Raw genomic sequence first — 12440 nt, 5'->3', positions numbered from 1 at the left:
ATTTCCTTAAAGAATGTCGTCGCGGATGCAGGCTTTTAGCCGGTCTTCGCCAATGTCGCGCAGGGGCGGCACGGTTTCGGCGCAAGCAGGCAGCGCATAGGGGCAGCGGCTGCGGAACACGCAGCCAGAGGGTGGCGTGAGCGGCGAAGGAATCTCACCCGTCAGCCGGATGCGATTGCTTTCATGTTTGAGGCTAGGCTCCGCCGAAATCAGCGCGGCGGTATAGGGGTGTCTGGGCGCAAAATGGATCTGGTCCGCCGGCCCGACCTCCATCACCTTGCCCAGATACAGCACCATCACTCGGTCCGAGATGTAGCGCACCACCGACAGATCGTGGCTGATGAACAGCAACGAGATTCCGGTCATGGCGCGCAAATCGGCCAGCAAGTTCAGCACCTGTGCCTGAATCGATACATCCAGCGCCGAGACCGCCTCGTCACAGACGATGAATTTCGGCTCGACCGCCAAAGCGCGGGCAATGCCGATGCGCTGTCGCTGGCCGCCGGAAAACTCATGCGGGCGGCGGTCAAGAAACGCCGGGCTCAGACCCACCATGGTCATCAGTTCGGTCAGTCTATCGGCGCGGGCGGTGCCCATGTGCAGCTTGTGGGTGTCCAAAGCTTCGGACAACACGGCGCGAATGGTCTTGCGCGGATCAAGACTGGCGTAAGGGTCCTGAAAGATGATCTGCATATCCTTGCGAAGGCGACGCAGATCGGCGTGAGAGATAGTGGAAAGATCCTGTCCGTCAAACCGGACCGTGCCGCTATCCGCCTCGATCAGGCGCAGCACTGCCTTGCCGATGGTGCTTTTGCCCGATCCGCTTTCCCCGACCAGCCCCAGAACCTCGCCGGGCTGCACCGAAAGGCTGACCTCGCGCAAGACCTGCATCATCCGCTTGCCGAACAGCCCCTTGCGGCCGACGGGATAGCTTTTGCTCAGGTTCTCAACCTCCAGCAGCGGGGTCATCGGGCGGCCTCCAATCCAGCTTCGGGTGCCCGGAAGCACCGCACCTGACGGTCCCCATCGGCGCTGTTGAACAGAGGCGGCGGGGCATCAGCACAGGACGGGATCGCAATCGGGCAGCGGTCGCGAAAGGCACAGCCCGAGGGGCGGGCATCCGGCAGAGGCGGGGTGCCGCTGATCGCCCGCAGCCGGTCACCCCGCGCCGAGTGCAGCTCTTCATGGGACGAGGGCATGCTTTCCAGCAAAGCTACTGTATAGGGGTGGTGCGGGGTGTTCAGCACCTGCGACACGGGGCCTTCCTCGACCACCTGACCCGAATACATCACCGCCACGCGGTCCGCAATTTCGGACACGATGCCAAGGTTGTGGCTGATGAACAGCAGGCTCAGACCATCTGCATATTCGGTACGCAGGCGTTGCAGCAATTCGATGATCTCGGCCTGAATGGTCACATCCAGCGCGGTGGTGGGTTCGTCCGCGATCAACAGGCGCGGCTCGCAGGTCAACGCCATGGCGATCATCACCCGCTGGCGCATGCCGCCCGACATCTCATGCGGGTAGCCGTCAAACCGACGGGCCGGTTCGTTGATGCCGACCAGCTCCAGCAGGTCGATGGCGCGGGTACGGGCGTCAGCATAGGGCATCGGGCGGTGTGACAGGATCGCCTCGACCATCTGGGTACCAATCTTGTGGATCGGGTTCAGCGAGGTCATCGGCTCCTGAAAGATCATCGCCACATCATTGCCGCGCACATCTTCCAACGCCTTGGCTGTCAGAGTACCCAGATCCACCATCTGGCCTGATTTTCGGCGCAGGCGCAGTGCCCCGCCGGCCTGGTGGATCGCACCGGGCAACAGGCCCATCAGGGCGAGCGAAGACAGCGATTTTCCCGAACCGCTTTCGCCCACAAGGGCTGTACATTGGTTGGCCCGCAATGTCAGTGACACATCCTGGATCACATCGACCGGCCCGCCGGGGCGGATCAGTTGCAACCGCAGATCGCGGATCGAGGCGACCACATCTGCCGTCTCATCCGGCGGGGCAACGCGCGCAGCAACCGGCACCGAGGTTTCATCCTTGCCACCGCCCAATGCTCCCTTAGGGTCCAATGTATCGCGCAGACGGTCGCAGAAGAAGTTGATGGCGTAGATGGTCAATATCAGCGCCACGCAGGGGATCAGGATGCCCAGCGGATCCTGATTCATGAACTGCCGCGCGCCCCGGATCATCTGGCCCCAGGACGGGGCAGGCGGCACCACACCCAGCCCAAGAAAGGATAGCCCGCTTTCGATGGTGATCGCGGCGGCGGCGGTCAGCGAATATTGCACCGATAGCGGACCAGCGATGTTGGGCAGAATGGTGCCCAGCACAATCCGGTGCGACGGTGTGCCCAAGGCGCGCGACGCCTCGACAAAGTCCAGCGACGAGACGCGCAGCGCCTCGGAAAAGGCGATCCGGGCAAAGGACGGAAAGTACAGCACGGACAGCACCGCCACCAACGTTCCCGCACCGGGGCCGAACAGTGTCACCACCAGCAGCGCCAGCAAGATCGGCGGAAAGCACAGCACCACATCCGACAGGCGCGTGGTGATAAATTCAAAAGGCCCGCGGAAATAAGCGCCAATCAGACCCAGCAGCGTGCCAAAGATGCAGGCCAACGTGGTGGCCACAAAGGCCACGGTAAGCGATACCTGCCCGCCATACAGCACCCGTGCCAGCCGGTCGCGCCCGAATTCATCCTGCCCCAGCCAATGCTCCCAGCTTGGCAGCGCCAGCCGGTCACGAACCGAGATCTGTACCGGATCTGCGCCAGTGATCAGCGGAGCGGCAAAGGGAATGAGGATCAGCGCCGCCAGCAGAATGCTGGGCAGGATCATGCGTCGGGGAATGGCAGACAGCAGGCGGGTCTTTTGCGGGACAGGGATTGCGGTCATTTCAGGCGAATCCTCGGGTCCAGCAAGGAATACAGGATGTCGATCACCAGATTGATCGCGATAAAGATCGCGGCGACCGTCAGGATGATGGCGCGAACCGTCGGATAATCGCGTTGCTCGACCGCTGTGACCAGCATTCCGCTCAGTCCGGGCCAGTTATAGACAAACTCGATCAGCACGGTTGATCCCAGCAGAATCCCGAGCTGCAGGCCGACAACGGTTATCACCGGCCCCAACGCGTTGCGCAGGATATGGCGGCGTACCACCAGACTGCGGCGCAGGCCCTTTGCTGTGGCGGTGCGCACCCAGTCATGCCCGCGCATTTCCAGCACGCTTGCCCGCGTCATCCGAAAGATGATCGTCGCCAGATGCAGTGCTACAGTGGTTGCAGGCAGCACCAGCATTTGCAGATGCTGCGCAGGGTCTTCGGAAAAGGCGATATAGCCCCCGGCGGGCAGCACCCGCAGCACCTGCGCGAAAAAGTAGATGAACAGCGTGCCGACTACGAAACCCGGGATCGAGGTAAAGAGCGCGTTTACCCCCGAGGCGACAACATCGAAACGCCCACCACCGCGCAAGCCCGCCAACGTGCCCACCGGTATCGCCACAATCAGCGCGAGGACCGCTCCTACGCCGATGATCTCCAGAGTGCGGGGCAGGCGCAGCGCAATGGCATCCGCGATGGACGAGCCATCGACAATGGATGTGCCGAACTCGAACTGCGCCGTATTGATCAGAAAACTGAAGTACTGGGCAAGAATGGGCTTATCCAGCCCCATCTCGTTGCGCAGATTCTGGATCGCCTCCTGCGTGGCACTGCCGCCACCCGTCGACAGCAACAGCTCTGCCGGGTCACCGGGCACGATCACCAGAAGAGAAAAGATGATCGTGCCCACGACCAGCAGCATCACGATCGCCGCCGCCACACGGCGCAGGAGGAATGCCAGCATCTGCCGCCCCTTAACCCAGTTGGGTTTCGTCAAGCGCGTAGGCGGATGATCCGTTCAGAAAGCCAGGCAGTGCCTCGAACCCGGTGACCGATTTTTTCATCGCATAGGCCTGAACCCGCCAGTTCAGCGGCACTTGCGGCACTTCCTCGAAATAGGCGGCGGCAAGATCCTGGTAAACAGCCTTGCGCTTTTCGGTGTCCACTTCGGTGCGGCCCTGCTCCAACAGGCCGTCAATCCGCGCGCTTTTGAAGCCAAACGATTGCAGATAGGACGGGTTGCCCGAATACAGCAGCGACCAGAGCGAGTCAGGGTCGTTGTAGATGCCCGATGTGCCATGCACGGCCAGATCGTACTTGCCTTCCTTCCCCGCGGTGACACGTGTGCCCCAATCGGGCAGATCCAGCGTGGCGTTGATGCCGATCATCGCCAGATACGCTTGCACCACGGATGCGGTGTCCTGGTGCATGCCATAGGTCGCAGTGGCCAGAAGGCGGCAGTCGAAGCCATTCGGATAGCCCGCCTCGGCCAGCAACGCCTTGGCCTTTTCAATGTCATAGGTCCACTCATGCGCCGGGTCGGCCAGATCAAAGGGCGAACCTTGCGGATTGGGCAGGCCAAAAAGCGGTACGCCCCGACCGGCAAAGGCCGCATCCACCACATCCTGCCGTTCGATCGCATAGCCGACCGCCTGACGCACCTTTGCATCGGCAAACGGGCCTTGAGTTACATTGAACAGCAGGAACATATACGGCCCTAGCGTGCTTTTCATCTGCATCGTGTCCGACGCTTCCACAGCGTCAAACTGGGTCCATGGCAGATATTCGATCAGATGTACGTCTCCCGCCTCCAAAGCGGCAAAGCGCAGGTTCTCATCGGCATAAGCGATAAAGCGGATGCCACCGAAATTGGGCCCGCCTTCGTCGTAATAGGCCCCGTAGCGCTCCAGCTCGATATAGACGCCCTTTTCGGAGGATTTCATCACAAACGGACCGGCGCCGATGTCATTCCCATCGGTGCTTTCGGCGGAAATGATCGGACAGCAATAACTGGCCATCAGATCCATGAAAATCGCGCTGGGTGAAGAAAGGGTGATCTTGACCGTCTTGTCGTCAACCGCTTCCACCGCTGAGATGATGGCCAGATCGCTTTTCAGAAACGCGGTGGAGCCTTCTTTGGTGATTTCGTTCAAGGAAAAGATCACATCGGCCGCCGTAACCGGCTTGCCGTTGTGGAACGTGGCATTCGCCCGCAGCTTGAACACGGCAACCGTGGGTTCAAGCCATTCATAGCTTTCTGCCAGTTCGGGCAGCAGCTTCCCCGACGCATCATATCCCATTAGCCCACGGTAGATCATCAGTTTGACAGTGTTTGCTGCCCCGCCGGTATTGTCGAACGGCTTGACCGTGGGGGGGAAGGTGGAAAGTCCGAACTTGAGGATGGCGTCAGTGGCTTGCGCCCAGGTGCCGCGCGGCAATGCCATCGCGGTGATGCCAGCGCCCAGGCTGAGCAAAACGCTGCGGCGCGTGGCCATCATGCTCATCGGAAGGGAAGGTGTCATGGAAACCTCGTCTCTGTTGGATGGGGGTGTCGCGGGCTTGTGCCTCGTCTTGCGGTGGATCGAAGCCTTGTGAGGGGGGGATGTCCAATCGAAAAATCTTTTATGGTGGATAGATTTCTTTTCCGCTCCGATTTTCCGACGGGCGCCAACAGTCTGTTCCGATGCTGTAAAGGTCAATCTTGACGTTGCATTTTTTACATAATTTACAATCGGTTGCGCAACATACCTGCTGCGGTGCAGTCGCCGGTAAACCTGAAGGTGCAGGAGCCGAGTCCCGTCTGTGGGTCTGTTGTCGCCGATGCAGATTTGTGGTGCCTGAACAGGCGGCCCAGGGACATGTGATCAAAGTTCCGGCTGGCCGAGTGCCAGGGCAGGCGCTGACAACCGATCAAAAATCTTTACGACTTACAAAAGAATTTTCAATTGGACGCGGGGATGTCTGTCAGGTGTTGATACTCCTGTCGTCCCTATCGTGCAGCCTGCGCCCAGCAGGCTGCACGATAGGGGTTCAGCGTCGCCCCTAAATGCAGAAGCGGACATATCTGATGGCACCGACAGTTCGCCTTGCCCTCCGCGATTGGGACTATCTGACACCCTTGCTTTTGGGCGATGTGGGCGACCCCAGAATTGACCTGCAGATCACGCGAGTGGGCACGCTGGTCGACGATCTGGCAACGACTACCGCCTACGACGGGGCCGAAATTTCCTTTAGCCGCTACGTTCAGGACCGGGCGGCTGGGTGCACTGCGGTTCTGGGCGTGCCGCAGTTTCTGATGCGGGGCTTTCGCCACCGCTGCATCATCACGGCCAAGACCAGCCCCATCACCCGGCTGGAGGATCTGGCAGGCAAGAAGATTGGTGTCACCGGTTGGCAGGACAGCGGCAATACCTGGACGCGGGCAGCGCTCGCGGATCTGGGTGTCGGGATTGAAGATGTCATGTGGTATGCTGGCCGCCTGACAGAGGCGCACCCCATTACCGACCGTCTGGGCCGCTTTGCCCGACCGGGCCGGATTGAAGCGATGCCCGGAGAGCAGCCGATGATCGCGGCGCTGCTGGATGGTAGTCTTGATGCCGTGTTCACCCCGTTCATGCCGACCGGATTTTTCCGCCCTGACTCGGCCTTTCGCCATGTGCTGTCGGATTTCCGCAGCGCCGAGATCGCCTATTTTGATCGTGTCGGCTATGTGCCGGGGATGCATATTCTTGGCCTGAAAGCGAGCTTTGCCATGGAAAACCCGTGGATTGCCTCGGCCTTGAGTGATCTGTTTGATGGGTCGCTCGCGATGTGGCTGGATAAACGCCGCAAATATGCGGAAACGACTCCGTGGATCATCCAGGACATCGCGATGATGGATACGGCACTGGGGGCGAAATGGGCCGCCAGTGGCCTGTCGGCCAACGCTGGCATGATAAGCGATTTCGTTCGCCAATCGCGCGAGCAGGCACTGATTGGCTGCGACCTGACCCTGACAGAGATCTTTCCCTCTGATCCAAGCGCAATGCGGGGCTGAGTTCTGAAACGCTCTTGCGGGCGCTCTGAGGGTCAGGATGGTTCGCCAAGGCTTTGCCCTGCGAGGGCCGCGATGTGGACCTTTGCAACAAAGTGGTTTTTCCCGGCGCGCTATCCGACAGAATACAGCTTTGACTTTTGGCAAAGGGTGTTCCGGCCCCGCGCCGGGGCCTGGGCCTCATTGTTCGCGTCGGTCTGGATGGCGTTTTCTACCGTGGCACTGGCGGTTCCGGTGTTCTATGCGCTCGCGCGGCTTGCCTTGCCAGCGCGGGCTTCCGTCGCTGTCGATGCTGAAGAAGACCCCAGCCCTGCCGACCTGTTCGGGATCGAAGACCATCAGCCGGGTGTCGAAGGCGCCAAGGGGCGCTCGATCTCGGCCAGACGCCGATCAATCTCTTCGGGAAGATCATCGGCCTCAGCGTATTCAGCCTGCAGGCGGTCATATTCGTCTCGCAGTGCTTCGCGCGTGGCCCGCTCCTCCTTGGTCAGATCGACCATGGTGCCCAAAAGCTCGTGCAGGCCCATCGTGTGGCCGTAGGGGAAGCCCACGGCGACTTCGATCCACTTCCAACCCCCGGCAGAGATGGTCTCGGCTTCAGCCTTCAGTTTCTCGCCGACCAGCCGTTCCAACAGGACCGGGTCCTGCAGCCAACTGCCATAATCTTGCTGGAGGAAGTCACGCAGGACGAAGCCATCGCATGGGAACTGGGGAAGCTCATAAGACAAGCCAAGCGGCACTATCAAATGGCCGGATTGCCCCCAAGCCCTCTGTACACCGCTTCTGCACCGCGATGATGCGTCGGCGGGGCGTACAGAGTAATTGCTGTTGTCAGGATCAATCATCCGATTGGTAGATGGGCTCATTTAGCGTAGTTGCAACAAGCCACCATCAACCGGAATAATTTGGCCGGTCATCCACGCCGAGCGCTCTGTTGCCAGAAACAGCACCACCTCAGCAATCTCTTGCGGAGTGCCCCAGCGCGCGATCGGATAGCGCCCAATTACTTGGGCCAACAGGGCCTGAAATTCTGCCTCATCTGCGGCGCGGGCACGGAACTGCGATTCCGACAGCGGGGTGCGCACGGCACCCGGGGCCACTGCGTTCACTCGCACTCCGCGGGCGGCGAAATCGGCGGCAAGCTGGCGGGTCAGCGCCACGACCGCTCCCTTGGCTGCCGAGTAGGCCGCCACCCCCTTCATTCCCAGCAGCCCGACAGTCGAGGCAGTAAAGACCAGCGTGCCGGCCTGCATCACCAGATGCGGCAGCACGGCGCGCGCGGTGAGGAAAGCCCCCGTGGCATTGACCATAAGCGCGTGGTTCCAGTCGTCCAGCGACAGCGACAGGATATCGCCTTCGATCATCGCGCCCGCGTTGGCGATGCAAGTGTCGATGCGGCCGGTCCAGTCCATCGCAAAGGCGGCCATGTCGGCCACCGAAGCTTCGTCCGTGATGTCGGTCCGGATGGCGCGGACGTGATGCCCGGCGGCTGACAGATCATCGGCGACGACCTGTGCCGCCGCATCATTTAGGTCGGCGCAGAGAACGGCCATACCTTCAGCGGCAAAGCGCGCGGCCACCGCGCGCCCGATGCCCGAGCCTGCGCCGGTGACAATTGCGGTGCGCATCAAACCGGGTCCGGCCCGAAGATCTGCGGATACATGGACCGCAGAGACTCTTCATCCATCTCGACCTTGAACGCGTGGCGGTCCTTCAGTGTGAGCGCGGCTTGCGCGGCGGGACGCGCGTCAAGCTCGGCCATCAGGCGGGCGATGTTGGCGAAATCATCCATGGCACCTTCGCCAAGCATGTAGGGGATGCGCGGTGCCCAGCCCCAGACCGCCATGTCCAGAATGGTGTACTGGTCGCCCAATATGTAGCGCCCCTGCGCCAGCCGGTCATCGATGATGCGCCAGTGGCGACGCGCCTCGAAATCATAGCGCTTGCGGGCATAGGGGTTGTCGCCCGGCGCGAAGTTGCGGAAATGGACGGCCTGCCCCGAAAAAGGGCCGACGCCGCTGGCAATGAACATCAGCCACGACAACAAAGCTCCGCGCGCGGTTGGCGTGTTTTCCGGCAGGAAACTCCCGGTTTTTTCTGCCAGATAGAGCAGAATGGCGTTGCTGTCGAAGACCACCACATCGCCATCGACAATCACCGGCACCTTCGCATTGGGGTTGATGGCAAGGAAAGCAGGCTCATGCTGCTGGCCGCGTTTGGTATCAACGGCGATGCCTTTGTAGGGCAGGCCAGATTCTTCCAGAAACAGCGCCACTTTCAACGGGTTGGGCGCGGCGTTGTAATAGAACTTCAGCATGGGCCGTGTCCTTTGCGGTTCAATCTGTTTGGGAGCGGTGCTGCCAGACCCAGTCGGCGATTTCGGCATGGGTGGCAAACCAGACGGTTCCGCGTGCCTTTGCGTGCGCGATCAGCTGATCGAGGATCCAGATGCGCGACCGGTAGCCGATCACAAAGGGGTGCATCACCAGCTGGAACAAGCCGCCATCGTCAAAGGCGGCGTCCAACTCGCGGCGAAAGATGTCGAACACCGCTTCGGGCGGGGTCCAGGGCCGGGTGGCGGGGTCGCGGTTGAACAGCAGGTAGACCGCATCATCGCGCACCCATTCCACCGGCACCTCGACCACGCCGGTGGGGGTGCCATTGGTGACCAGTTCGTAGCATTCGTCGTCGGCCATCAGGCTGCTGTCATAGGCAAAGCCCAATTCGGCCACCAGCTCGATGGTATGCGGGCTGAGGTCCCATTGCGCGGCGCGGTGGCCTACGGGGCGCTGGCCGGTGACCTGTTCCAGCGCGTCGCGGGCGCGCAACATCAACTCACGCTCGGTGGTGCGGTCAAGGCGCGAGGTGTTCTCGTGCAGCCAGCCGTGCACACCGATCTCGTGCCCGGCGTCGGTGATGGGGCGCATCGCGGCGGGGTCGATCAGCGCGGCGACAGCGGGGGTAAAGAAGGTGGCGCGTACATCATGGCGGTGCAGCACATCAAGCACGCGTGGCACACCCGTGCGTCGCCCGAATTCGCCCCAGGCCAGCCGCCCGATGGCGGCGCGGCCCTGCCCCAGCTCAAACGTCTCGTGATCGGCATCAAACGACAGGGCAACCGCGCAGTGTGCCCCGCCCGGCCAGACCGCGGGCTTCAAGGGTTGTCCGGCGCGCACGCGGTTGACCAGCGCGCGCCATTCTTCCTCAGGAGTTTCCCAGACCCGGTCGGGGTTCATCTGGCCCGCGCCTTTGCGGTCGGGTCGGTCATGTGCGGCATTTGGGCTACCTGCGGCTCTGGGCGGTTCGGGTGGAGAACAAGTGTTTTCCACATGCTTCCGACGATACAGGGGCTACCCGCTGGCTGTCTACAAATTTCGCACTAAAGTTCGCACAGCGCCCAAATACGCTTCAGCCTTTCAGTTCAGCGACAAGGGCGTCGGTGGATACCTGACGGCAGTACCCCTTGATCGCGTTGATCGACGCGGCCTGTCGCGCCTCACCAAAGGTAGCGCAGGCATCTGTGACTTGCGTCACCAGATAGCCGAGGTCGCAGGCGTCGCGGATGGCGCTTTCAACGCATTGGTCGGTTAGCACGCCAGAGATGATCACCTGCTGCGCCCCAAGGTTGCGCAGGATGTAGTCGATATGGGTCGAGACAAACACGCTGGAGGAGGACTTCGGCAGCACCATTTCATCGCCCTGCGGCGCGATTTCGTCCAGCACTTTGCCGTCCCACGATCCCTTTGGCACGTTAAAGCCGCTGATTTTGTAATCAAGGCTGCGGTCGCGCCCATCAAGGGTCAGACTTTCGATGGTGGTGTACATAACCTCGATCCCTGCCCGGCGCGCGGCGGCCTGTAGTCTTTGCATCCGGGGCACCACGTGATCGCGCATCTGGGCCAGGAACGGATCGCGAATCTGCGCCAGATCTTCCGCTCGCAGCGCCGCCCATTCCGCACCGTCCGGGTGGCAGGAAAAGTTCTGCACATCAATGAACAAGAGCACCGCACGATCTGGCACAATCGGGATGTCGCGTGATGTGGTGGAGAGGAAGGGGGATGTCATGGCGGGTCCTTCAACACAAGAGGCGGCGGGTCTGCGCACATGTGTTCATGACCTTCATCCAAGAGGCAAGGGCTTCGTCCGCGTTGGGCTGGGGGCAAAGGGTGCATTTTAGGGGACTTTGCAGCAATGCCGGCCTCAAATTTCCGCACTTCCGGGGTCAAAGAGACACGGCTTTTCCATGAATACGGGGTGATCGTCGGAAAATACGTTGAAATGAATCTATTCGCGCATAATAGTTCACATAGCGAACAAGGAGGCTTTGATGAACTGCGACCGCATTCTGCGCCAGATGGCATCCCGCAACCCGCTTCGGACACCGATGCAGCATTCGGTCAGCCGCCGGAAATTCATGCAAAGCCTTGCGGCAGGGGCGGCGGCGGCAAGCCTGCCGATGGCGGCCAGCGCACAGTCGCGGCCCTTGTCATTGTTGACATGGGATGCCTATGCCGACCCGCGCCTGCTGGCGCTGTGGAAGGAGCAGACCGGGGGCGACATCCGCTATGAGATCCATATATCGGACCCAAGCTCGGTGAACCGGCTGCGGGCTGGGGAAACCTCGGTCTGGGATTTTATCAACGTTAACAACCCATGGGCGCGGGGTGAGATGTGGCCATCAGGCCTGATCCGCGAATTGCCGCGCGACCGTTTCGAGCCGCTATATGCGCAGATGAAACCAAAGTTCGCCGCGCCTTATCCTTGGGCGATGAGCGAGGATGGCAACCACCTGCTGGGCGTGGTGCAGCGCTATGAGACTTTTGATTTCGTGGTGAATTCCGACGTGATCTCGCCGGAACTGGCCAAGGACGAGGGCTGGGATCTTTTCAACAATCCCGATTTCAGCGGGCGCTACGGCATTCTGGCCTATGAAGACTGGAATGTGATGGATATCTGCATGGGGGCCGGTGTGCACCCGTTCAAGGTGAAAACCGATGAAGAGGTGGCACGGTTCGAAGAGACCGCAAAGCGCTGGATACAGAACGCCAAGCTGATCACCACCGATTTCGTGCAACTGAACCTGGCCATCCTGAACGGCGAAATTGACATGTATTTCACCGGCGGCACCTATACCACGGCAGCGGCGCGGCTGGAGGGCGTGAACAACCTGTATGCCATCACCCCCAATTCCGGCCCCGCCGATGGCAAGGGCGGCATCAACTGGATCGAGATCAATTCGGCGGTGGCCAATCCCGATCCGCTCGATGAAGCCATTGATTTCCTTGAGTTCATCACCACGCCGGACGCAGCAGAGATCGTGGCGCGCGGCAATGGCAACTTTCAGCCGGTGGCACAGATGGCCAACCCGGAGCTGATGTCGCGCTTCACCACCGAAGAGCTGGCCGCGATCCAGTGGGATGAGTTCGACGAGCGGATCGCCAATGCGGTCGAGTTCGACATCGTGCCGGATTATGACAGGCTGTATGACATCTATTCCGCCGCGATGCGCGCGCGGGGTTGA

At 61.0% G+C, this 12440-nt stretch carries 11 protein-coding genes; 2 read left to right on the top strand and 9 right to left on the bottom strand.

The features are described 5' to 3' along the window. Positions 1–6: 6 nt before the first annotated feature. The 4 genes from Q7J44_RS00375 to Q7J44_RS00360 are packed head-to-tail and all read right to left on the bottom strand — an operon-like array spanning position 7 to position 5408. The gene (locus Q7J44_RS00375) at positions 7–969 is read right to left on the bottom strand and encodes an ABC transporter ATP-binding protein (protein WP_304875920.1); all 963 of its coding nucleotides are present in this window, start codon (positions 967–969) and stop codon (positions 7–9) included. Continuing rightward, positions 966–2900, bottom strand: a complete 1935-nt coding sequence (locus Q7J44_RS00370) for a dipeptide/oligopeptide/nickel ABC transporter permease/ATP-binding protein (protein ID WP_304875919.1) — start codon at positions 2898–2900, stop codon at positions 966–968. Before Q7J44_RS00370 ends, Q7J44_RS00375 begins: the two co-directional genes overlap by 4 nt. Continuing rightward, positions 2897–3850, bottom strand: a complete 954-nt coding sequence (locus Q7J44_RS00365) for an ABC transporter permease (protein ID WP_304875918.1) — start codon at positions 3848–3850, stop codon at positions 2897–2899. The genes Q7J44_RS00370 and Q7J44_RS00365 overlap by 4 nt, the downstream gene beginning before the upstream one ends. 10 nt (positions 3851–3860) lie before the next feature. After that, complete coding sequence (locus Q7J44_RS00360) at positions 3861–5408, bottom strand: ABC transporter substrate-binding protein (RefSeq protein WP_304875917.1); 1548 nt, start codon at positions 5406–5408, stop codon at positions 3861–3863. A gap of 545 nt (positions 5409–5953) precedes the next feature. On the opposite strand from Q7J44_RS00360, the gene Q7J44_RS00355 reads away from it, so the two are divergent. Continuing rightward, positions 5954–6922, top strand: a complete 969-nt coding sequence (locus Q7J44_RS00355) for a nitrate ABC transporter substrate-binding protein (protein WP_304875916.1) — start codon at positions 5954–5956, stop codon at positions 6920–6922. 335 nt (positions 6923–7257) lie between these two features. Here Q7J44_RS00355 and Q7J44_RS00350 read toward each other — a convergent pair whose 3' ends face one another. The 5 genes from Q7J44_RS00350 to Q7J44_RS00330 form a co-directional block, all read right to left on the bottom strand. Next, positions 7258–7551 (bottom strand): hypothetical protein, encoded by a 294-nt coding sequence (locus tag Q7J44_RS00350; protein WP_304875915.1) that lies wholly within the window; start codon positions 7549–7551, stop codon positions 7258–7260. Positions 7552–7785: 234 nt separating this feature from the next. Further along, a complete protein-coding gene (locus Q7J44_RS00345; RefSeq protein WP_304875914.1) occupies positions 7786–8547 on the bottom strand; it encodes an SDR family NAD(P)-dependent oxidoreductase in 762 nt (253 codons plus the stop codon). After that, on the bottom strand, positions 8547–9236 hold the full coding sequence (locus tag Q7J44_RS00340) for a glutathione S-transferase family protein (RefSeq protein ID WP_304875913.1): 690 nt from the start codon (positions 9234–9236) through the stop codon (positions 8547–8549). The genes Q7J44_RS00345 and Q7J44_RS00340 overlap by 1 nt, the downstream gene beginning before the upstream one ends. Positions 9237–9255: 19 nt before the next feature. Then, positions 9256–10155: a polysaccharide deacetylase gene (locus Q7J44_RS00335; RefSeq protein WP_304875912.1), complete on the bottom strand. Its 900-nt coding sequence runs from the start codon at positions 10153–10155 to the stop codon at positions 9256–9258. Positions 10156–10327: 172 nt separating this feature from the next. Beyond that, positions 10328–10984 carry an isochorismatase family cysteine hydrolase gene (locus Q7J44_RS00330; RefSeq protein WP_304875911.1) on the bottom strand — a complete coding sequence of 219 codons (657 nt, stop codon included), beginning with the start codon at positions 10982–10984 and terminating at the stop codon, positions 10328–10330. 262 nt (positions 10985–11246) lie between these two features. Here Q7J44_RS00330 and Q7J44_RS00325 point away from each other — a divergent pair, with 262 nt between their 5' ends. Further along, the gene (locus Q7J44_RS00325) at positions 11247–12440 is read left to right on the top strand and encodes a PotD/PotF family extracellular solute-binding protein (RefSeq protein ID WP_304875910.1); all 1194 of its coding nucleotides are present in this window, start codon (positions 11247–11249) and stop codon (positions 12438–12440) included.

It is taken from the genome of Pseudotabrizicola sp. (assembly GCF_030656345.1).
GTDB lineage: Bacteria > Pseudomonadota > Alphaproteobacteria > Rhodobacterales > Rhodobacteraceae > Pseudotabrizicola.
The sequence above is the reverse complement of the archived record's forward strand: the minus strand, read 5'-3'. Positions and strand labels throughout refer to the sequence as shown.

Bases quoted from the DNA above. Each gene is read 5' to 3' on its own strand.
- Q7J44_RS00375 (WP_304875920.1), bottom strand. From the start codon at position 969: ATGACCCCGCTGCTGGAGGTTGAGAACCTGAGCAAAAGCTATCCCGTC.
- Q7J44_RS00370 (WP_304875919.1), bottom strand. From the start codon at position 2,900: ATGACCGCAATCCCTGTCCCGCAAAAGACCCGCCTGCTGTCTGCCATT.
- Q7J44_RS00365 (WP_304875918.1), bottom strand. From the start codon at position 3,850: ATGCTGGCATTCCTCCTGCGCCGTGTGGCGGCGGCGATCGTGATGCTG.
- Q7J44_RS00360 (WP_304875917.1), bottom strand. From the start codon at position 5,408: ATGACACCTTCCCTTCCGATGAGCATGATGGCCACGCGCCGCAGCGTT.
- Q7J44_RS00355 (WP_304875916.1), top strand. From the start codon at position 5,954: ATGGCACCGACAGTTCGCCTTGCCCTCCGCGATTGGGACTATCTGACA.
- Q7J44_RS00345 (WP_304875914.1), bottom strand. From the start codon at position 8,547: ATGCGCACCGCAATTGTCACCGGCGCAGGCTCGGGCATCGGGCGCGCG.
- Q7J44_RS00340 (WP_304875913.1), bottom strand. From the start codon at position 9,236: ATGCTGAAGTTCTATTACAACGCCGCGCCCAACCCGTTGAAAGTGGCG.
- Q7J44_RS00335 (WP_304875912.1), bottom strand. From the start codon at position 10,155: ATGAACCCCGACCGGGTCTGGGAAACTCCTGAGGAAGAATGGCGCGCG.
- Q7J44_RS00330 (WP_304875911.1), bottom strand. From the start codon at position 10,984: ATGACATCCCCCTTCCTCTCCACCACATCACGCGACATCCCGATTGTG.
- Q7J44_RS00325 (WP_304875910.1), top strand. From the start codon at position 11,247: ATGAACTGCGACCGCATTCTGCGCCAGATGGCATCCCGCAACCCGCTT.